Source organism: Streptomyces sp. NPDC048338 (genome assembly GCF_043201055.1).
In the GTDB taxonomy this organism is placed as follows: Bacteria; Actinomycetota; Actinomycetes; order Streptomycetales; family Streptomycetaceae; genus Streptomyces.
On sequence record NZ_JBICYQ010000016.1, the window covers coordinates 175805 to 196692 of the forward strand.

Consider the following 20888-nt stretch of genomic DNA (forward strand, 5'->3'; position numbering starts at 1 on the left):
GAGCCCTACCGGCGCTGCTTCGGAGACAGGTCCTGGCCCCAGGTGACCGGGAGCGCGCGGACGCTGTTGCCCACGAAGCTCGCGTGGCGGGTCAGCTCCTCCTCGGGGACGGCGAGGTCGAGGTCAGGGAAGCGGGTGAAGAGCGCCTCCAGGGCGATGGTGGCCTCCATGCGGGCGAGCGGCGCGCCCAGGCAGTAGTGCGGTCCGTGGCCGAGGGACAGGTGCTTGGCCGCGGGGACCCGCGTGATGTCGAAGCGGTCGGCGTCCGGGCCGTGCGCCTTCGCGTCCCGGCCCGCGGCCGAGTACCCGGCCAGGACCGGGGTGCCCCGGGGGATGAGGGTGCCGTCGACGGTGAGGTCGCGGGTGGGGTAGCGGAACGGGAAGTAGCTGACCGGGCTGTCCCAGCGCAGGGTCTCCTCCACCACCGCCGCCCAGTCGGCGCGCCCTTCCGCGAGATGGGCGAGCTGCTCGCGGTGGGCGCACAGGGCGCGTACGGCGTTCGTGATGAGGTTGAGCGTCGTCTCGTGCCCGGCGATGATCATCAGGACGAGCGTGCCGATCAGCTCGGCCTGGCTGAGCCGGTCGCCGCCGTCGTCCCGGGCGGCGATGAGCGCGCTGGTCAGGTCGTCGCCGGGGTTCCGGGCCCGGTCGGCGGCGATGGCGGCGAGGACCTCGGCCAGTTCGCGGTTGGCGGCCATGGCCTGCTCGGGTCCGATGTCGGTGGCGACGACCTGGCTGCTCAGGTGGTGCAGGCGGTCCTGGTGGGCGGCGTCGACGCCGAGGAGTTCACAGATGACGCCGAGCGGCAGCGGCAGGGCGTAGTGCCGGCGCAGGTCGGCGACGCCGCCTCCGTCCCGGGCCGCCTCGGCGAGGCCGTCGAGGAGGGAGGCGGTGACGGACTCGATGCGCGGACGGAGCTCCTCCACGCGCCGGGCCGTGAAGGCCCGGCTGACCAGGGAGCGCAGCCGGCGGTGGTCGGCGTCGTCGGCGGTGGTCATCCCCTGGACGGTGGCGAAGGTGCGCAGGGGCCAGCCGTCCGGGATGCGCCCCTCGGTGAGAGCGGTGAAGTGGTGCGCCCCCTTGGCGACTTCGGGATGGGAGAGGAAGTCCCGCAGCGCGTCGTGCCCGAGGACGGCCATGCCCTCGACCTCGCCGGGCAGCACCACCGGGGTCACCGCTCCCTGCGCGAGCAGCCGGGCGTTGGCCGCGTGCGGGCAGCCGCCGGCCGGGTCGAGGCGGTGGGGCGTGGCGTTCAACGGGCACTCCTGACTGCTGAAGCGGGCCGGACTGGGGGGCGTCTTGTCGATCAGGCCGGATCAGTGAGCGGCGTCCTGGGGCTTCGGATCCACGGCGGAGGAGAGAGGCATGGCGGAGCCATGCCGACCGACGACGACGCCGGAGACGGAGCCTCAGGACACGGCGAGCCCGGCAAGATCGACAAGACACCCCCCAGGCACGTGAGCGGTCAGATCCTACGGTCAACCGGCCGTCCGGCGAACCCGGTTGGGCACGTCGGTCCGCCGGGCGGCGGCCCCGGCAGGTCCCGGAGAGGCCCTGCCGGGCCCGTACCGCACCCGTGGGACCCGGCGGAACGCGCCGGGCCGGCCCCGTCGGCCGCCCGAGCCCGGCGGGAGGGCCTCAGACGTCGGCCAGCGCGGCGTTCGCCCGCTCCGTGACCAGCGTCAGCACGCGGCCCGCCACTTCCAGATCCTCGGCCGGAATGCCGGCGTACAACCGGGCGGAGATCTCGGCGCTCGCGGCGGCTGCGCTCTCGTACCGCTCCCGACCGGCGGCCGTGAGCCGCAGGCCGGACCCGTCCGCGGGGTCCGCTTCCAGGAGTTCCGCGGCGGTCAGCTCCTCGATCACACCGAGGACGACCGACTCGTCGATCTTCAGCGAGCCGGTGACCTCGCCGACGAGCTCGTCGCGGCCGACGGACTCGCCCGCGACCGCGACGGCGCGGAGTGTGACGTTCTGGTGGAAGGTGGCGCCGTGCCGTGCCAGCACGTCCTCCAGGAGGGCACGCGCGGCGTGGTGCGCCAGGGCGACGACGCGGGCGTCGACGGCGGGTGCGGTGGTGGTCATGGCTGCTCCTCTTCGTGTTCCGTGTACGGATCGAGTGGTGCGTCGAGCAGGGTCGCGATGTCACGGGTGAACTGCCGTGCGCGCGGGCCGTCCTGTCCCCCGAGCGGTTCCAGCAGCTGGTCCAGGAGACCCTGGACCACCGTGATCGCGCGGCCGGTGACCTCGCGTCCCTGCTCCGTGAGCGACAGCTGCATGGCGCGCGGGTCGTCCGGGTCCCGGGTACGGGCGACGAGGCCGGCGGTCTCCAGGGCGCGGGCGAGCTTGGAGACGTAGAGCGGTTCGAGCCCCGTGTGGTCGGCGAGCCGCCGCTGGCTCGGCCGCAGCCCGGAGCGAGCCATGCCGTACAGCGACGCCAACACCACGTACTGGGCGTGGGTCAGGCCCAACGGCCCGATCGCCCGGTCGACCGCCACACGCCACTTCATCGACAGCCGCCAGACGAGGAACCCCGCGGTGGCGCGCTCATTCACTGAACTCACGAGAGATACCGTACATGGCTACTATGTACATGGCTAGTATTTTGCAGGGAAGGCCGGGCCACCCCGGACGGGGCGCGCGGCGCCGAGGACGGGCTCCGCGTCCGAAGCCCCCGACGGCGCGACTCCTGGGCCGGCGCCCTAGGGCCGCGGGCGCCGGCCCAGGAGTTCGGCCAGGCCGCGGCGGGTGGCGGCGACCACGACGTGCTCCCCCGGGCGCAGCACCCGGTCCGGGTCCAGCTGCCAGACGAAGCCGGCGCGGGGGCGGTCCGGCGGGACGGAGCCCGCCGTGAGGGCGATGACCCGCCAGGATCCCGGGTGGAACGCCTCGGACACCTTGCGCTCGTCCAGGAGCGGATTGCCGGCCACCTCGACGGCCGCGAAGAGCAGCACCCGGCGCTCCACCGGGATGGCGCCCAGGATCCGGCGGCCCATCATGGCCCCGGCGAAGGCGGGCGCGGCCAGGTGCGAGACGCTGCGGCTGCGGGTCAGGGCGTCGGGGTGGGCCGTGCGGAGCGTGCGGTAGACGGCGGTGGCGAAGTCGTCGTCGTAGAGCCGCAGCGCGACCCTCAGGTCGGCCTTGAGGGACCGGGCGGACAGCGCCGCCTCCAGGTTGGTGATGTCGATGCTGGTCAGGGCGAGCAGGGCGTGGGCGCGGTGGATGCGGGCCGCTTCCAGGACGCCCTCCTCCGTGACGTCCCCGATGACCGTGGGCACCCGCAGCCGGCGGGCCAGCGCCACTCCGCGTGCTTCCGGGTCCGACTCCACGCAGACGACGGGGATGTTCAGCCGGCGCAGGCGCGCCAGGACGCGCGTGCCGACCTTGCCGAGCCCCAGCAGCACCACGTGTCCGGACAGGGTGCGCGGGGGCCGGCGCAACGAGGTCGCCGAGCGGAAGGTGCCGAGTCCTTCGAGCAGGGCCGCGATCAGGACGGGCAGCAGGAGCAGGCCGACGAATCCGGCCAGGATCTGCAGCACCTGCCGGCTCGTCGGCTCGCCGACGGCAGGATCACCGATGGCGAAGATGTCCAGGAGCGTCAGATAGGCGGCGTGCAGCGGATGGTCGCCGGTGGCGATCGAGGAGGCGAGGGCGATCGCGGCGACGGCGGCGGCCACGCCGGCGAGGGACCAGCGCAACCGGCGGGAGAAGAGGGAGGCGACGGGCAGCACCGAGGTGCCGAACCGCTTGGACCGCAACGTCGGCCCGGCGTAGCTGATCGCCTCCAGGGCGACGGTGCCCCGGCCGGGTGCCGCGGCCACGGCCCCTTCGTCGGGCAGCAGCTGCGGGCCCTGGTCGCCACTGTGCTCCGAGCCCTCGAGGCCGGCCGGATCGTTGGCGGTCGCCGAGAGCAGGGCGAGCGTGCACAGCCCGGGGTCGGCGCGCTCCCCGCCGGCGGCCGGGGTCCGCTCCACGGCGTGCAGGAGCAGGCCGCCCGCCTGGACGACCTTGCTGGTGCCGGCGATCGCGGTGGCCGCGAGGGCGGGGGCCGCGGTGTCGGCGTCGGACAGGACGGTGGTCGAGGCGTCGAGCAGCCCGGGGTCGAGGCCGGGCTCGGCGACGGCTGCGGCCTGGTCGAGCAGGGTCTCCAGATGCTGGCCGAGCCGGCGGTTGTAGAGCCGGATGACCAGCCGCAGGCGGGGGTTGAGCCGGCGTGCGGCGAGCGCGTCGCGGATGTTGGTCTCGTCGTCCTCGTGGACCAGGGCGAGTGCCGCCGCCCGTTCCACCCCCGCGTCCAGCAGTGCGGTGTCGTCCACCTCGGCCGTCTCGACCACCCGGAGGGCGCGGTCCGCGGTCGTGCCCCGCGGATCCGCGGCCGCGGTGCGGGCCACGGCGGCGGTGACCCGGCCGAACAGCGCCTGGGCGAGCCCCGCGCCCGGTCCGGGCCGGACGGACGGTCGCGGCGCGGGCTCCCGCGGCGCCGGTACGAGCAGGGTGACGCGCTCCCCGTACACATCCTGGAGCTCGCGGGCCAGCCGGTGCGCGAGGACGTCGTCGCCGCAGACGATCATGTGGCCTGCCGGGACGGCGTGGGACTGCCGGTCGGGACGGGCCACCGGCGCGCCGGACGGCGCGCCCTGCGGTGCCGCGACGGCCGGTCGCGCGTCGGGCTGGGGCTGAACGGGCCTGCTCTGGTGCGGGAGTGAGGACACGTCACCAGCATGCCTTGCCGTGCCGACAGTTCCGCCGCCCGGTCGGAACGGTCCGGGCACGGCTGTCCCGCCGCACCGCGTCGGCCGTCCGGAGGCACCGTCCCCCAAGTGGGCCGACGCCTGTACGCCGGTCGGCGCACTTCGATCTGCGGGCTGCCCGAGCGCTTCCTACGGTGGCTGAATGATCGTCAAGTCTGCTGTCCGTCACGCCGTCGTCGGCACCGTGGCGCTGCTGCTCGCGCTGCCCGTACCGGCGGCCTCGGCCTCGTCCGTCACCGAACCCGCGCCTCCCGCGGAACGCCAGGTCGATCCCGCCCGCCTCTACCGCTCCGGCACCCAGGCGCAACCGCTGGCCGGGGCACCCGACGTGCCGAGCCTCTCCGCCCTCTCCTGGGTGGTGGCCGACGCCGATTCGGGTGAGGTGCTGGCGGCGCGCAACGCGCATCGGCGGCTCCCGCCGGCGAGCACCCTGAAGACGCTCTTCGCCGTCACCGCGCTCCCTCACTTCGACCACGAGCAGCGGCACACCGTGGAGGACTGGGAGCTGGAGGGCATCGGCGCGGGCAGCAGCCTCGTCGGCGTCCAGTCCGGATACTCGTACAAGGTCTCCGACCTGTGGAACGGCGTGTTCCTCAGCTCGGGCAACGACGCCGTCCACGTGCTGGCCGCGATGAACGGCGGCTGGGAGTCCATGTCCCGTCAGATGCAGGAGAAGGCAAAAGCGCTGGGCGCGTACGACACCCGTGTGGTGTCCCCGGACGGGTACGACGCACCGGGTCAGGTCTCGTCGGCGTTCGACCTCGCGGTGTTCGGCCGGGCCGGGCTGCGGGACCCCGCGTTCGTCCGGTACTGCTCGACCCGGTACGCCGACTTCCCCTCCGGCTCGTGGTCCTACGGGATCCGCAACACGAACCGGCTGCTGACCGGCGAGGACGGCGTGGACCGGTACCCCGGCCTCATCGGGGTCAAGAACGGCTACACGAGCGGTGCCGGCAACACCTTGATCGCCGCCGCCCGCCGTGACGGGCGGACCCTGGTCGTCTCGGTCATGAATCCCCAGTGGGGCGGCGGTCGCGCCGTCTACGAGGAGGCGCGGACGCTGCTCGACTGGGGATTCGAGGCGGCGGGCCACGTACGGCCCGTGGGCTCGCTGCAGCCCCCGCAGGCACGGGCCGAGTCACCGGCGAAGGTGCAGGCCAAGGGGGCGCGGGAGGCGGTGAAGAGCAAGACACAGGGGAGCACCGCTCCGCAGGCCGGTCCGGAGCGCGGCGCGCGCAAGGCGACGCCCGCGGCGGCGGCCGGAGCGTCGCCGTCGCCGTCGGGGCAGGCGTCCGCACCTCCGGCCCGGGCGGCCGCCCTCTCCGGCCCGGGACAGGGCGCGGCGCACGAGGTCGCGCATTCCGGGACCGCTCCGGCGGGACTGTGGTCGGGGCTGCCGCTCGCCCTGGTGGGTTCGGCGCTCGGTGCGGCGCTGACGCTCTGGATCTGGCGCAGGCGGACGACCCGGCGTGAGGACGGCGGCGCCGAGGTGTGAACCGGGTGGACGCCGAAGGAAGAGCGGCGACGTCCCGGTGGTGCCGTCCCCGCGACAGGGGCACGGCACCACCGGGACGGCCGGTCGGGAGCAGCCGGTCGCCGCGCCTCCCGTCAGGCCGGCAGGAAGTCGCCGAGGAGCACGGCGAACTCCTCCGGATCCACCAGCCGTATGCCCAGCTCCTCGGCCTTGGTCCGCTTCGAGCCGGCCTTCTCGCCCGCGACGACCAGGCCGGTGCGCTTGGAGACGCTGGAGGAGGACTTGCCTCCGGCGCGTTCGATGAGCTCGTTCATCTGGTTGCGGCTCAGGGCTTCGAGGGGGCCGGTCATGGCGCCGGTGACGACGACCGAGAGGCCGGCCAGCGGGCCCGCCGCGGTGTCCTCGGCCGGGGTCTCGGCCTCGGTGCCGGGCGGGGGCGGCGGGGTCGCCCCCGGTTCGGTCATGTTCACCCCGGCGGCGACCAGCTTGTCCACGACCGGGGCCAGTTCGGCGAGCTCGGCCACGATGACCGGCGCCTTCTCCGCCCCGATCCCCTCGACCTGCTGCATCGCCGCCGCGTCGGCCGCCCGGATGTGGTCCATCGTGGCGAAGTGGCGGGCGATGCGGCGGGACATCGAGCGGCCGGTGCCACGGACGCCGAGCGCGCACAGGACCCGGCTGAGCGGCCGGCTCCGGGCGACGGTGAGCGCGGCCAGGAGGTTGTCGGTGCTCGTCTCGCCCATCCGGTCGAGGCCCAGCAGCTGCTCCCGCGTGAGCGTGAAGAGGTCGGCCACGTCGCCGACGAGGCCGGCGTCCACGAGCTGGACGATCCGGCTCGCACCGAGCCCCTCGATGTCGAGCTGGTCGCGCCCGACCGCGTACGAGAGGGAGGCGACGAGATGGCAGTCACGGCCACGCACGCACCGCCACCGCTGCTCGCTGCGGTCGATCTCGGAGCCGCACTGCGGGCACGCCTCGGGGAAGCCGATCGGCTTCTCCTCGCCCGTCCGCAGGTGGGCGACGGGCGCCTCGACGCGCGGGATGATGTCGCCGGCCTTGTAGACCATGACGTGGTCGCCCAGCCGCAGGTCGCGCCGGGTGATGTCCGACGGGTTGTGGAGCGTGGCGTAGGTGACGGTGCTGCCGTCGATCTCGACCGGTTCCAGGACCGCGCGGGGCGCGATGATGCCGGTGCGTCCGACGTTCCACTCGACGCCGAGCAGCCGGGTGACCTTCTCCACGGCGGGCAGCTTGTAGGCGATGGCCCAGCGCGGCGCGCGGGAGCCGGAGCCGGCCTCACGGCGGTCGGCGGCGAGGTCCGCCTTGATCACGATGCCGTCGATGCCGAAGGGGAGTTCCGCGCGGAGCGCGGCGATCTCCGCCACCCGGGCCAGCACGTCCTCGGCGCCGGTGACCACGCGGCCGGGGACGGCGGTGGCGGCGGACGTGTGGAGTCCGAGGACCGCCGCGTAGGCGAGGAGTTCGCTGTGCGCCCGGTCGTCGAGCACCGCCACCGGGTCGCCGCCCGCGTCCGGCGCGCCCGCCGCGTCCTCGGTACCCGGGCCGCCCGGGGTGCCGGTGCCCGTGGGCTCGCGCAGCGGCAGCATGTCGTAGGCGAAGAACGTCATCTCGACGCGGTACGCGCGGTCCTTGGCCCGCAGCGTGCCGGCCGCGGCGTTGCGCGGGTTGGCGAAGGGCTCGGCCCCGTGCGCGACCCTGACCGGGTTGGCCGCCTCGAACTGCTCGGTGGTCATGAGGACTTCGCCGCGGACCTCCAGCGTGACCTCCTCGGCGAGCCGCTCGGGCAGGCCGACGATGGTGCCGATGGCGTGCGACACGTCCTCGCCGGCGGTGCCGTCGCCCCGGGTGACGAGCCGGGCGAGCCGCCCGTGCTCGTAGCGGGCGGCGACGGCCAGTCCGTCGAGCTTCGGTTCCACGCTCCAGCGCTCGACGGCCCGGCCTATCCGTCGCTCCAGGGAGGCGGTCCAGCTCGTGAACTGCTCGGCGGAGAAGACGTTGTCCAGGGAGAGCATCGGCCGGGTGTGCGGCACGTCGCCGGTGGCGGCGCCGCCGGCGACCTTGCCGGTCGGGGAGTCGGCCCGCACCTGGTCGGGGTGGTCGGCCTCCCACGCCGCGATCGCCCGCCCGAGGCGGTCGTAGGCGTCGTCGTCGAGCGGGGACGTGCCGCCCGCGTAGTAGGCGGCGGCAGCCTGCTTGGCGTCCTCGACCGCCTGCGCGTACGCGGCGGCATCGGCAAGACCCGAAGTCGTTGTCATGGGTCCATCCTGCCGGTGACCACTGACAACGGGCTCCCGCCACCGCGGGCGGGCGCCTCCCGCCCCGCGGGACCGGCTCGCTCGCGGGTCAGGCGCCCGGCAGGCTCTCCAGCGCGGGCCGGGCCACGGGGCCGCCGCCCTGCCCGACGTAGCGCTCGGCCGCGTGGACCGCCTCCCGGGCGTCGCGCTCGCCCATGAGGACGCACAGCGTGTACGCGGTGTCCTCGAGGCGCCGTCGGATCGACAGGTCGCACGGCCGGGCCAGGACCACCCTCTCCTGGTTCCGGTAGTGCCGCAGCAGCCGGTCGATCGCGTTTCTGTCGGGCAGCAACATCATGTCCTCCTGGCACGCCCCCCTCCCCTCTCTCGCTACATGTTCGGGGCACTCGCGCACCTTCGCGAGTCGCACGGACACGTTCCGTGACGGGCCGGCGAGGCCGAGGTGCGCGCCCGTACCGGATGGCGGAAGGTCGAGACATGAACCCCAGCGAGCGACTGAGGGTGGTCGTCACCGGCGCGACGGGCAACCTCGGCACGAGCCTGGTCCGGGCACTGGAGCGGGAGCCGCGGATCGCCTCCGTGCTGGGTCTCGCCCGGCGCCGGCCGGGGCTCATCCTCTCGAAGACCGAGTGGGCTGAGGTGGACCTGTCGATGGAGCGCGACGGGCCCCGGCTCACGCAGTACGTCGAGGACGCCGACGCGGTCGTCCACCTGGCGTGGGCCTTCGGGCCCACCCACGACCCCGTGGCGACCTGGCGGACCAACGTGCTCGGATCACTGCGGCTGTTCGAATCGGTCGCGCACGCGCGGGTGCCGGTGCTCGTGCACGCCTCGTCCGTGGGGGCGTACTCCCCCGGCCCGAAGACCGGGGCGGGCGTGTCGGAGTCCTGGCCGACCCATGGCTGGCCGGGCGCCGCGTACACCCGCGAGAAGGCGTACCTGGAACGGGTCCTGGACACCTTCGAACGCGACCATCCGCAGATCCGGGTGGTGCGCATGCGACCCGGGTTCCTCTTCAAGGCGGAGTCGGCGAGCGAGCAGCGCCGGATCTTCGCGGGCCGGTTCTTCCCGGGCGCGCTGCTGCGACCGGAACTGCTGCCCCTGGTCCCGGAGTTCGCGGGTCTGCGCTTCCAGGTGCTGCACACCGACGACGCCGCCGACGCCTGTCTGCGGGCGCTGCTGCGCGATGTCCGTGGCCCCTTCAACCTGGCCGCCGATCCGGTGATCGACGGCCGGGCGCTGGCCGGGCTCTTCGACTCCCGGGCGGTGAAGGTCCCCGGCCGTGCCGTGCGCGGGGCGCTCGCCGCGGCCTGGCGCATGCGCATGGCCCCCGCCTCCCCCGGCCTCTTCGACGCGCTGCTCCACCTCCCCCTGCTGTCCACCGAGCGGGCACGCCGGGAACTCGAATGGGAGCCGTCCACCAGCTCGTTGGAGGCGCTCGACGCCTTCCTGCGGGGCGTCCGCGCGGGCGCCGGCGACGCCACCGCGCCGCTCGCGGGGCGCCGGATCGGCTAGGTCCCTGGTCCGGCCCGGCGGGACGGACCGGGACTGCCGGACGTGCCCGCGGGCCGCGGGTGTTCAGTCCAGGCGGTGGGAGGGCCAGTCGACGATGCGGATCGCGCCGCCCGCCGCCTCCCGGCCGCGGCAGTGGGCGCGGTGCCCGACGGCGAGTGCGTCGATGTCGAGGTGACGGCCGAACTCGTCATGTCCGGCGAGGCGTTGGGCATACGACCAGAGCGCCGGATGGTCCGCGACCCGGTCCATGGCGGCGGCGTCGAGGTGCCAGCGGTGGACCGTGTCGAGCTGGACGAGCGTCACCCACACCTGGACGTCGGCGGCGGTCGGCGCGGATCCGAGCACGTAGGGGTGGCGGGCGAGTCTGCGCTCCAGCGAGCCGAGCGCCGCGAAGAGCACGGTGAGCGGGTCGCGGTGGGCGGACTGCTCGTCGAGCCCCAGTTCGCCGGCGTGCTGGGCCGCCCGGTTGACGCGGCGGGCGCAGAGGTCGCCGATCGCCTCGATCTCGGCCTCGCGCCCCTCGGGCACCAGGTCGGGGCCGTCGCCGCGGAACCGCAGGGCGAGGTCGCGCAGGATGTCGGGCACGTGCGTGCTGACGATCCTGCCGGTCCAGTCGTCGCCCAGGACGGGGGCGGCGGCGGGTCCCGCGTACTGGTGCGCGCTGGCCTCGTAGAGCGGCCGCAGGGCGGTGTAGCCGCCGTCGGCGGTGTCGGGGGCGGCGGGCAGGAGGGTCAGGGGGACGGTCTCGTCGAGTCCGAGGAGGCTGTGGGTGACGGCGATGCCCAGACAGCCGGGCGAGGACGGCGTCAGATGGAGGCGATAGCGGTGCGGGACGGCGTAGTGGCCGCTGCGGACGTCGCAGCCGATCCGGCCCCGGAAGGGGGGCGCCACGATGGAAGGGGTGACGGACATGCTTCTCCCTGGAGGTGCTCGGTGCCGGGGCGCGACGGCGCGCGGCGGCTCGGCGCGCGCCCGGAGGCAGCGGAGTTGCGGGACGGAGGAGAGCGGGGGCCCGACGGAGCGGGGCGGTCAGGCGGGACGTCCGGGTCCCGGAGGGGACCTACCGGGCGGCGCCGGCGCGGTGCGCGCGACTCGCCGCGCTGCACACCCGCAGCAGATCGATGTGGCGGCGGGAGGTCAGGGGCAGCGAGCGCGGCAGCGGGACGGTACGCGACCTGTCCACCACTTCCGTGCGCACCATGGTTCCCATTCCCTACCTGTTCGCTCGGTTTCCCGTCCCGAGTGTGGGATCGCCCGCGTCCGGCGTCAAGAGGGCGGACGCACCGAGGGACGGCCTCGGCGGGGCTCGCGCGGCCCGGGCCGGTGGGCCTCGGTCGCCGCCGGCCCGCGTTTCGACCCGTGAGCGTACGAATCCGGTCACGACGGTGCGGAATAATGCAGGCATGCGCATCTCAGCCAGGGCCGACTACGCGGTGCGTGCCGCCCTTCAGCTCGCCGCCGCCCAGGACGCGGCGCCGTTGAAGGCCGAGGCGATCGCCGAGGGCCAGGGCATCTCGCACAAGTTCCTCGAAGGGATCCTCGGCGACATGCGCCGGGGCGGTCTGGTGCTGAGCCAGCGCGGGGGCAACGGCGGATACTGGCTCGCCAAACCGGCCGAGTCGATCTCCGTGGCGGACGTGATCCGCTGCGTGGACGGCCCGCTCGTGTCCGTGCGCGGAGTCCGCCCGCCGGAGCTTTCGTACACCGGGGCGGCCGAGTCGCTGCTGCCGCTGTGGATCGCCCTGCGCGCCGGCGTGCGCCAGGTGCTCGACGGCGTGTCCCTGGCGGACGTGGCCGCGGCGAAGCTGCCGCCGGAGATCTCCGCCCTGGCGGAGGACCCGGAGGCCTGGACCAATCCCTGACGCCGGTGACCCGGCGGCACTCCCCCATGAGGACATCTCGGCTGCCGAGACGTCACTGTCCATGATGTGAACGCCTCTTGGGCGCCCCGCCCTCCCTCTGCGACTATCCCTACTATTCCAGTGGGAATACTAGGGATCATGCGAGGTGACGTGAGAACGCCGAAGAAACCAGCGATGCGCCCCACCTCCGGACGGGCCGACCGGCCTGCGGACGACGAGATCTGGCGCCGCATCACCCGGGAACTCGCCGACGACCTCGCGGTGGACGCGCTGTCCAGAGACCGGGCCGGCAAAGCTCCGTTCGACGAGCTCGCCCGGCTGCAGGAGGCCGGGCTGCCCGCCCTGCTCACCCCGCCCGGCCCGGACGGGCGGGGGGCCGACTGGCGTGCCGCGTGCGCGGTGATCCGGGAGATCTCGGCCGCCGACAGCTCCGTCGGTGAGCTCCTCGCCCATCACTACGCCCTGTCCTGGAGCGCCCGCTTCTTCGGCGCCGCCGCCGGACCGCAGGCCGTGGAGGACCGCGCGGCCGGGGAACGGTGGCTGCTGGCCGGAGGCGTCGACCAGCCCGTCGGCGCCGGCGGGACCGGCCTCACCCTCACACCGGTCGACGGCGGCCATGTGCTCGACGGCCGGCGCGCCTTCGCCTCCGGGGTCGCCGTGGCGGACCGGCTGGTGGTCGGGGCGCGGTGCACCGAGACCGGTGACTTACTGGTCGCCCTCGTCGACCCGGCCCACCCCGCCGTCTTCACCGACGCGGGCACCGATCGCGTCGGGCAGCGTCTCGCGGGAGCCGGCACCGTCACGTTCGACCGCGTCCCGGTCGCGCCCCACGACCTCCTCGGCTCGCTCCCCCGCGACGAACACGCCGCCTCCCCCTTCGCCACCCTGGCCCCGCTCGCCCTGCGACTGGTCCTGGTCCACGTCGGGCTCGGCATCGCCGAGGGCGCGCTGGCCGAGGCCCGGGACGTCAGCCGGGCCGCGCAGGCCGCCGTGCCGCACGCCCACCCCGCCCCCGACGGAGTCGACTACCCGGTCACCGGCGGCGACGATCCCTACCTCCTGCTGGCCTACGGGGAGTTGGCCACGGAGGCCCACGCGGCCGCCGCGGTCGTCGAGCGGGCCACGGACGCGCTGGCGCGCGGGCTCCCCGCGGAGCACGCGCTCGGCGTGGACGAGCGCGCCGACATCGCCGTGCTGATCGCCGCGGCGGAGGCGGTGACCAGCAGGTCCGCCGTACGGATCACCACCCGGATCCTGGAACTGGTCGCCGGCACGGAGGCCGCCGACACGGCGCCGACGGGACCGGGCTTCGACCGCTTCTGGCGGAACGCGCGCGCCCTGACGGCCCCCACGTCCTCGGCAGGCCGGCTGCGGGCCATCGGCGACCACTACCTCAACGGAACCCACGCGCGGCTCACCCTGCTGGCCTGACCGACGGGACGCACCCTCGACGAGACGCCGCACGGCGGCCGTTCGGGACGGGCGGACCGGCATGTCAGGACGTCCGGCCCTCCCCTCGACCGGCCTTCGGGCCCAAACTGGAGGCAGCGGGCCGGGCCGGACGGCCGGGCCATCGACGTCACGGAGGCAACCTGATGAGTCGTGAGATCGTCGCGGGAGTGGACGGATCCCCGGAGAGCCTCGCCGCGGCGGACTGGGCCGCGCGCGAGGCGCACCACCGGGGCCTGCCCCTGCGGCTGGTGCACGCCTGGCGATGGGAGCCGCTGGACATCCCGCTCGAACAGGACCGGGGGTCCCAGGAACGGATCGCCGAGCAGGTGATCCGCGAGGCGGAGGCCAGGATCGCGGCGCGCCGCCCCGGCCTCGCGCTGACCGCGGAGGTCCTGCACGACACGCCGGTCGCCGCACTCCTCAGCACCGAGAAGGAGGCGGAGATGCTCGTCATCGGCTCGCGCGGGCACGGGGCCCTGGCGGGCTTCCTGCTCGGCTCGTACGGACAGCAGATCATCGCGGAGGCCACCCGTCCGGTCGTGGCGGTGCGCTCACGGGACGGCGACGGGGTCGAGGCCACCGACGGCGACAGCCACGTCGGCGGGGAGATCCTCGTCGGTCAGCAGGGCGGGCCGGAGGACAGCGCCCCCGCTCTCGGCTTCGCGTTCGAGACGGCCGCGGCGCGGGGCGTGCCGGTGCGGGCGGTACGGGCCTGGAGCCTGCCGGCCCTGTACGCCTACAGCCCGGCGTCGATGGCACTGGCGGACCAGGCGGGCGGGCTCGTCCCGTTCGAGGAGAAGGCCCTGCGCGAGGCCGTGGCGCCGTGGCGGGAGCGGTTCCCGGACGTGCCGGTGACCGAGCACGTGGAGGTCGGGAGCGCAGGGCAGGTGCTGCTGTCCTCGTCCGGAGCCGCCGGGCTCCTGGTCGTCGGGCGCCGGGCCCGGCGTGGGGCTCTCGGGTCGCGGATCGGGTCCGTGGCGCACGCCGCCCTGCACCTGGCGCCCTGCCCGGTGGCCGTCGTTCCCCACGTCTGACGCGCTCATTCTCGACCGGTCGGGGAGGGTGGTCAACGAGGGTTGACGCCACGGGTTGACGAGGTGTGTCGCGGTGGCGGAAGCCGGAAAGTGATACGCCCGTCGCCCCGGCAGCGCTCCCCCTGCCGAACCCCGGGCGGCCTCGGACAGAGAGCGGAGCCCCATGGACCACCACGACGCACGCAGCCCGCACGGCCCGAAGGCGAGCGGCGGCCGTCACCGCGGAGGAGGAAACCGGCGGCGGGTGCCGGGCGTGCCGTCCTTCCGGACGGCGGTCACCCTCACGGGGGTGGCGGCGGCCGTCCTGACCGCGGCCCTCGGCGCCTACGTGGCGGCGACGGAGCGCGCGGCAGGGACGGAGCCCCGGGCGCGGACGGCGGCCGGGTCCGTCCCGGCACCGCTCGCCGCGGGGGCCGCACCGCCGACGGCACCGCCGGCCGGGTACGGCGCCGCCCGCCCCGCGACCGCGCCGGCCCGGGTCTCCCCGGCGGGAACCGTCTCCGGGCCGGTCCGGGGACGCTCACCCTCGCCCGACGCGGGTTCCACCGCACCCCTTACGGGCACGCTCCCGCCCGCCCCGATCCACCGGGAGACCGGCCGGACGACCGGCGCTCCGGTCGGCAGGGGACCCGCCGACTACGTCGAACAGGTCATCGCCCTGGTCAACGAGGAGCGGGAGAAGGCGGGTTGCCGCCCGCTCCGGGCCGAGCAGCGGCTCCGGTCCTCGGCCCAGGCACACGCGGACGACATGGCCGCCCGCGACTACTACGAACACCAGTCCCCCGAGGGCCGGAACGCGGGCGACCGGATCAGCCGCACGGGCTATGCCTGGTCGGCCTGGGGCGAGAACATCCATCGCGGCCCGAAGTCCGCCGTCCGGGTGATGGAGGACTGGATGGACAGCGACACCCACCGGCACAACATCCTCAACTGCTCCTTCAGGGAGATCGGTGTCGGTGTGGCCCTCACCGCCAACGGCCCGTGGTGGGTGCAGAACTTCGGCGCCCGCCGCTGACGAGGCGCGCGCCGCCCGCCCGCCGGGCACCGGTACGGCGGCACGCGGGTCCGGCTCAGCCGGCGGGCCTGGCCAGCTTCTGCACCCAGACCGTGCCGTCCGGGCCGGGCACGGCGGCGACACCGGTGTCGCGGTAGCGGCAGTCCAGCATGTTCTCCTGGTGCATCCCGCCGTCCATCCAGCTGTCGAAGACCGTCGCCGGGTCGCGCATCCCGCGCGCGAGGTTCTCGGCCCAACGGCTCCACGCGTATCCGGTGTCCGAGATCCGGGTGTCGGCGAACTCGCCCTCGGGGCTGCTGTGCCCGTAGTAGTCGCGGCGCACCATGTCCCGGGCGTACGCGCGGGCCGCCTGCGTGAGCCGGTCATCGGTGCGCAGGGGAGCGCACCCCTCCTTCGCGCGGCGCTGGTTGACCAGCCGGGTCAGCCGTTCCGCCGCCGTGGGCGTCGGGGTCGGCGCGGGCGTGGCCGTGCGGCTCGGGCGGGGCGTGGTGGGCGGCGGTGGTGCGGGGGAAGCCGGGGCACTGGCCCGCACGGGGGGCGCCGCGGCGGGGGCGACCGGCGCGAACTCCCGCTCCTCGGGCGCCGAGGGGACGAGGAGGATGATGCCGCCGAGGACACCGAGCGCGGCGGCGCCGGCGATCCAGGCCCGGCCCAGGGTGCCGCCGCCCCCGCGCGGGCCCGGGACGGAACCGGGCGGGAGGCCCGCGCCGCCCGCCGCCGGATCCGCGGGAGCCGCCCCCGCCGGATCGGGGGCCGGAAGCCCGGTGGCGGAGGGCGCCGCCGGCTCCGGCCAGGCCGCGGTGGCCAGGTCGCCGGGGGCCACCGGTGCCGACCGCAGGCCGAGCAACGGCGCCACCAGGCCGAGGCCCACCAGCAGCCCCTCGGCGGGGGCGAGTCCGGCACGGGCGGGGGCGCACGTGGAGCAGGTCCGCAGGTGGCGGGCGATCCGCTTGCGCCACAGCGGGGAGGGGTGGCCGTCCCAGCCGTCCAGGATCCCGGCCAGTTCGGGGCAGGGCGGCGTCGCGGCCAGCGCCCGTACGACGGCCCGGCCCGTCTCCAGCTGCCCCTTCATCCGCTGGACGCGGACGGCGGCGTGCTGCGCGGTGAGGTCGAGCGCCTCGGCCAGTTCGGCGCGGCTCAGTTCGCCGGTGGCCTCCAGCCACCACAGGGAGAGCAGTTCACGGTCCGTCTCGTCGAGCCAGCGGGTCGCCTCGGCGACCTCGCGGCGCTGTCCGGACAGGCCGAGGCGCAGGATGGTCAGGTCGACGAAGTCGCCGCCCGGGTCGGCGAGCTCCGCGGCCCGGTCGAGGCCGGGGAGCGCACCGTGCTGCCGGTCGCGCCAGCGCCGGCGGATCTGGTTCATGGCTATCGCGACCAGCCAGGAGCGGAAACGCGCGGGGTCGCGCAGTCCGGGCAGGCCGTCGAGGGCACGGAACATCGTCTCCTGGACGACGTCGTCGACGTCGGCGTGACCGTCGAGCGCCCGGCCGACGATGTTGTAGACGAGGGGAAGACAGGCCCGCACCAGGCGTTCCCGGGCAGCGGGGTCTCCCGCCGCGGCCGCCTCCACCAGCTCGGCCGCGCCGTGCTCGTCGCTGTCCATGTCGTGCTCCCTCGTCCCTGGGCCTTCCCGTCCCCGTACTGAGGAGACCCGTGGGCGCGGGCGAAATAACAGTTATGCCGTTGGATGGTGCAGGCGCGGCACGACGGCCGCGTTCCCCGCCCGGACGGCCTCGATGACCGCCTCGTGGATGTCGCGGCTCTCCACCTCGGAAGCGCACGGCACCGGACTGCCCGACATGGTGAACCAGTCGGACGCGCCGCTGTACTGCACGGCCACACGTGCTTCGTCATCCGCCCAGGTCGTGTGTATGGTCACGTCGCCCGTGAGCACACCGACCTCGTCGGTGAGCACCCCACCACGCCCGGTATAGACCCCGGCGGTCGTCCATGATGCCCAGCTCATCCATCCAGGTTCACACCCGGACGGCACATCCGCCACCGACGGGACCGCCCCGGTCGGACAGGTGTCCGGCCGGGGCGGAAAGGCGGTCGCGCCGGATCAGGCGAGGGACGCGATGGCCTCGTTGAGCGTGGCGGACGGGCGCATCACGGCCGCGGCCTTGGCCGGGTCGGGCTGGTAGTAGCCGCCGATCTCGGCCGGGGAGCCCTGCACCGCGGCGAGCTCGGAGACGATGGTGTCCTCCTGCTCGGTGAGGGTCTTCGCCAGGCCGGCGAAGGCCGTCGCGAGCTGCGCGTCCTCGGTCTGGGCGGCCAGCTCCTGGGCCCAGTACATGGCCAGGTAGAAGTGGCTGCCGCGGTTGTCGATACCACCGAGGCGACGGGTCGGCGACTTGTCCTCGTTGAGGAAGGTGCCGGTGGCGCGGTCGAGGGTGTCGGCGAGGACCTGGGCGCGGGCGTTGCCGGTGGTGGTGGCCAGGTGCTCGAAGCTGGCGGCCAGGGCGAAGAACTCGCCCAGGCTGTCCCAGCGCAGGTAGTTCTCCTTGACGAGCTGCTGGACGTGCTTCGGCGCGGAGCCGCCGGCGCCCGTCTCGAAGAGGCCGCCGCCCGCCATCAGCGGGACGACCGAGAGCATCTTGGCGCTGGTGCCCAGCTCCAGGATCGGGAAGAGGTCGGTGAGGTAGTCGCGCAGCACGTTGCCGGTGACCGAGATGGTGTTCTCACCGCGACGGATGCGCTCCAGGGAGAACGTCGTGGCGTCGACGGGGGCGAGGATCTTGATCTCCAGGCCCTCGGTGTCGTGCTCCGGCAGGTACGCGTTGACCTTGGCGATCAGCTGCGCGTCGTGCGCACGGGTCTCGTCCAGCCAGAAGACGGCCGGGTCGCCGGTGGCGCGGGCGCGGGTGACGGCCAGCTTGACCCAGTCCTGGATCGGCAGGTCCTTGGTCTGGCAGGCGCGGAAGATGTCGCCCTCGGCGACCTCCTGCTCCAGCACGACGTCACCGGCGGCGTCGACGAGGCGGACCGTGCCGGCCGCGGCGATCTCGAAGGTCTTGTCGTGGGAGCCGTACTCCTCGGCCTTCTGCGCCATCAGGCCGACGTTCGGGACGGAGCCCATGGTCGACGGGTCGAAGGCGCCGTGCGCGCGGCAGTCGTCGAGGACGGCCTGGTAGACACCGGAGTAGCTGCTGTCCGGGAGGACGGCGAGGGTGTCGGCCTCCTGGCCGTCCGGGCCCCACATGTGGCCGGAGGTGCGGATCATGGCCGGCATCGAGGCGTCGACGATGACGTCGGACGGGACGTGCAGGTTCGTGATGCCCTTGTCGGAGTCGACCATCGCCAGGGCCGGGCCCTCGGCGAGCTCGGCCGTGAAGGAGGCCTTGATCTCCTCGCCGGCCGGAAGCGCGTCGAGGCCCTTGAGGACGGTGCCGAGACCGTCGTTGGGGGACAGACCGGCGGCGGCGAGGACCTCGCCGTACTTCGCGAAGGTCTGCGGGAAGAAGGCGCGCACGACGTGGCCGAAGACGATCGGGTCGGAGACCTTCATCATCGTGGCCTTGAGGTGCACGGAGAAGAGGACGTCCTCGGACTTCGCCCGGGCGACCTGCTCGCTCAGGAAGGTCCGCAGGGCGGCGGCGCGCATGACGGAAGCGTCGACGACCTCGCCGGCCAGGACCGGTACGGACTCGCGCAGGACGCTGACGGTGCCGTCGGCGGCCACGTGCTCGATGCGCAGGGTGCCGGCCTCGGCGACGACCGTGGACTTCTCGGTGGACCGGAAGTCGTTCTCGCCCATCGTGGCGACGTTCGTCTTCGAGTCCGCGGACCAGGCGCCCATGCGGTGCGGGTGCGTCTTGGCGTAGTTCTTGACCGAGCCCGGGGCGCGGCGGTCCGAGTTGCCCTCGCGGAGGACCGGGTTGACGGCGCTGCCCTTGATCTTGTCGTACCGGGCGCGGACGTCCTTGTCCTCGTCGGTCCGCGGGTCGTCCGGGTAGTCCGGGAGGGCGTAGCCCTGCTCCTGGAGCTCGGCGATCGCGGCCTTCAGCTGCGGGATGGACGCCGAGACGTTCGGGAGCTTGATGATGTTGGCGGCCGGCGTCTTGGCCAGCTCGCCGAGCTCGGCGAGGGCGTCGTCGATGCGCTGACCCTCTTCGAGACGCTCGGGGAAGCTCGCGATGATGCGGCCGGCCAGGGAGATGTCACGGGTCTCGACATTGATCCCGGCGGTCGAGGCATAGGCCTGGATCACGGGCAGGAACGAGTACGTCGCCAGGGCGGGCGCCTCGTCGGTGTGCGTGTAGATGATGGTCGAGTCAGTCACCGGGTGTGCTCCGCTCCACGTCTGCGTCTGCGAGATTGCTCGACATCAAGATATCTCCTCCTCGGGCTCCTCGGTAAAGGGCCCCGTCCATCGGTACGGGACGGGGCGTCCGTCGAGGTCGACGTGGCGCAGCAGGGCGAGCACCAGCAGGGTCGCGGCCGCGCCGGCGCCGACGGCGAGGGCCTGTCCGGCCTGGTGGGCGAGCCGGGGCAGGGAGGGGTCGCCGGTCGCCGTGAGCAGGTAGTCGAGAAGCAGGACGAGGCCGATCCCGAGGCCGAGGACGGCGACGCCGGCCAGCGGGCCGGTGACGAAGAGGGCGCGCAGCGGGAAGCGGCGACGGGGCGCGGGGGCGACGCGGCCGCGGCGGGCCAGCATCCCGACCAGCCCGCAGCCGACGGCCAGGACCAGCAGGTCGGCGCCGATCGCGTCCCCGGGCCGGTGCCAGCCGGCCGCCAGGGTGTAGGCGCCGACGGCGGTGGCCCAGAGCGCGCAGAGTCCGGCGGCGAGGCCGCGCATGCGGAAGGGGACGACGACGAGCAGGCCGAACATCACGCTCATGGCGATCGTGGTGTGCCCGCTGGGAAAGGTGTTGTCCACGAGGTGCGGCGGCGCCCCGACGAGGTCAGGGCGCCCCAGGACGAACTCCTTGAGCAGTTCGGCGAGCAGGAGGGAGCCGGTGACGGTGGCGAGCGCGACGGCGGTGAGCGCGTAGCGCCGGCGCAGGACGCCGATCAGGGTCAGCACCACCAGGGCGACGGCGAGGGAGGAGAGGGTGACGTACCGGAGCGTCGGATGCGCCTGGTGGGCGGCGGCCAGCGTCCCGTCGGTCACCCGCCCCGCCAGCGCCGCGTTCTCCCAGCGCTGACCGGTGGCCGTGAGCACGAGTGCGGCGTAGACGACGGCCAGCAGGCCCACCGAGACGAGGGAGGCGGCCTGCATGCGCTTGCGCACCCGGGTGCAGAAGGAGTCGGCGGCCTCACCGGCGACGGCGGCGTACCACCAGGTGCCGGGCGCCGGGGGCGGCGTGAAGCCGTCCGTACGGGGCCTGTCGAAGGGAGCCATGTCCCGATTCGAACCCGGCGCGCCGTCCCGCGCCCGCTGGAGGCACCCGAACGACACGCCGAGGAACGGGCACCCGGCGGCGGTGCGGGCTCCACCGGGCAGGACGGAGCCGCCCTCCCGCGGCCCGGCGCCGGGACACCCCGCGGGCCCGGCGGGGCTCGGTCG

At 74.5% G+C, this 20888-nt stretch carries 18 protein-coding genes; 6 read left to right on the top strand and 12 right to left on the bottom strand.

All coding sequences use genetic code 11. The features are described from left to right. Positions 1-5 precede the first annotated feature (5 nt). From ACGFZF_RS32580 to ACGFZF_RS32595, 4 genes are all read right to left on the bottom strand, one after another. On the bottom strand, positions 6-1256 hold the full coding sequence (locus tag ACGFZF_RS32580; RefSeq protein ID WP_393560085.1) for a cytochrome P450: 1251 nt from the start codon (positions 1254-1256) through the stop codon (positions 6-8). Positions 1257-1638: 382 nt separating this feature from the next. Further along, entirely contained in the window at positions 1639-2085 is a 447-nt protein-coding gene (locus ACGFZF_RS32585; protein ID WP_393560087.1) for a MarR family transcriptional regulator, read from the bottom strand. Continuing rightward, positions 2082-2510 (bottom strand): MarR family winged helix-turn-helix transcriptional regulator, encoded by a 429-nt coding sequence (locus ACGFZF_RS32590; protein ID WP_393560236.1) that lies wholly within the window; start codon positions 2508-2510, stop codon positions 2082-2084. The genes ACGFZF_RS32585 and ACGFZF_RS32590 overlap by 4 nt, the downstream gene beginning before the upstream one ends. A gap of 192 nt (positions 2511-2702) precedes the next feature. After that, positions 2703-4571, bottom strand: coding sequence for an NAD-binding protein (locus ACGFZF_RS32595; protein ID WP_393560238.1), 1869 nt, complete (start codon positions 4569-4571; stop codon positions 2703-2705). Positions 4572-4893: 322 nt separating this feature from the next. On the opposite strand from ACGFZF_RS32595, the gene ACGFZF_RS32600 reads away from it, so the two are divergent. Next, positions 4894-6246, top strand: a complete 1353-nt coding sequence (locus tag ACGFZF_RS32600; protein WP_393560089.1) for a D-alanyl-D-alanine carboxypeptidase family protein — start codon at positions 4894-4896, stop codon at positions 6244-6246. 113 nt (positions 6247-6359) lie between these two features. Here the strand turns inward: ACGFZF_RS32600 and ligA are convergent, their stop codons facing one another. Both ligA and ACGFZF_RS32610 read right to left on the bottom strand, forming a co-directional pair. Next, positions 6360-8501: an NAD-dependent DNA ligase LigA gene (gene ligA, locus ACGFZF_RS32605; protein ID WP_393560091.1), complete on the bottom strand. Its 2142-nt coding sequence runs from the start codon at positions 8499-8501 to the stop codon at positions 6360-6362. Between the two features lie 88 nt (positions 8502-8589). Then, on the bottom strand, positions 8590-8838 hold the full coding sequence (locus ACGFZF_RS32610) for a DUF5133 domain-containing protein (protein ID WP_393560093.1): 249 nt from the start codon (positions 8836-8838) through the stop codon (positions 8590-8592). 140 nt (positions 8839-8978) lie between these two features. Between ACGFZF_RS32610 and ACGFZF_RS32615 the strand changes: the two genes are divergently transcribed. Next, a complete protein-coding gene (locus tag ACGFZF_RS32615) occupies positions 8979-10016 on the top strand; it encodes an NAD-dependent epimerase/dehydratase family protein (RefSeq protein WP_393560095.1) in 1038 nt (345 codons plus the stop codon). 63 nt (positions 10017-10079) lie between these two features. Here ACGFZF_RS32615 and ACGFZF_RS32620 read toward each other — a convergent pair whose 3' ends face one another. Next, a complete protein-coding gene (locus ACGFZF_RS32620; RefSeq protein ID WP_393560097.1) occupies positions 10080-10928 on the bottom strand; it encodes a glutathione S-transferase C-terminal domain-containing protein in 849 nt (282 codons plus the stop codon). A gap of 148 nt (positions 10929-11076) precedes the next feature. Then, positions 11077-11217 (bottom strand): hypothetical protein, encoded by a 141-nt coding sequence (locus tag ACGFZF_RS32625; RefSeq protein WP_393560099.1) that lies wholly within the window; start codon positions 11215-11217, stop codon positions 11077-11079. A gap of 202 nt (positions 11218-11419) precedes the next feature. Between ACGFZF_RS32625 and ACGFZF_RS32630 the strand changes: the two genes are divergently transcribed. The 4 genes from ACGFZF_RS32630 to ACGFZF_RS32645 all read left to right on the top strand — a co-directional run bounded on the left by ACGFZF_RS32630 (position 11420) and on the right by ACGFZF_RS32645 (position 15379). Beyond that, the gene (locus ACGFZF_RS32630; RefSeq protein ID WP_393560101.1) at positions 11420-11878 is read left to right on the top strand and encodes an RrF2 family transcriptional regulator; all 459 of its coding nucleotides are present in this window, start codon (positions 11420-11422) and stop codon (positions 11876-11878) included. A 174-nt stretch (positions 11879-12052) separates the two neighbouring features. Then, on the top strand, positions 12053-13309 hold the full coding sequence (locus ACGFZF_RS32635; protein WP_393560103.1) for an acyl-CoA dehydrogenase family protein: 1257 nt from the start codon (positions 12053-12055) through the stop codon (positions 13307-13309). A gap of 164 nt (positions 13310-13473) precedes the next feature. Continuing rightward, positions 13474-14364 (top strand): universal stress protein, encoded by an 891-nt coding sequence (locus ACGFZF_RS32640; protein ID WP_393560105.1) that lies wholly within the window; start codon positions 13474-13476, stop codon positions 14362-14364. 163 nt (positions 14365-14527) lie between these two features. Then, positions 14528-15379 carry a CAP domain-containing protein gene (locus tag ACGFZF_RS32645; RefSeq protein WP_393560107.1) on the top strand — a complete coding sequence of 284 codons (852 nt, stop codon included), beginning with the start codon at positions 14528-14530 and terminating at the stop codon, positions 15377-15379. 55 nt (positions 15380-15434) lie between these two features. Here ACGFZF_RS32645 and ACGFZF_RS32650 read toward each other — a convergent pair whose 3' ends face one another. From ACGFZF_RS32650 to ACGFZF_RS32665, 4 genes are all read right to left on the bottom strand, one after another. After that, a complete protein-coding gene (locus ACGFZF_RS32650) occupies positions 15435-16982 on the bottom strand; it encodes a sigma-70 family RNA polymerase sigma factor (RefSeq protein WP_393560109.1) in 1548 nt (515 codons plus the stop codon). Positions 16983-17054: 72 nt separating this feature from the next. Next, positions 17055-17345 (bottom strand): hypothetical protein, encoded by a 291-nt coding sequence (locus ACGFZF_RS32655; protein ID WP_393560111.1) that lies wholly within the window; start codon positions 17343-17345, stop codon positions 17055-17057. Between the two features lie 96 nt (positions 17346-17441). Further along, complete coding sequence (locus ACGFZF_RS32660; protein WP_393560113.1) at positions 17442-19661, bottom strand: NADP-dependent isocitrate dehydrogenase; 2220 nt, start codon at positions 19659-19661, stop codon at positions 17442-17444. A gap of 45 nt (positions 19662-19706) precedes the next feature. Then, complete coding sequence (locus tag ACGFZF_RS32665) at positions 19707-20723, bottom strand: phosphatase PAP2 family protein (RefSeq protein ID WP_393560115.1); 1017 nt, start codon at positions 20721-20723, stop codon at positions 19707-19709. Between the last annotated feature and the right edge of the window lie 165 nt (positions 20724-20888).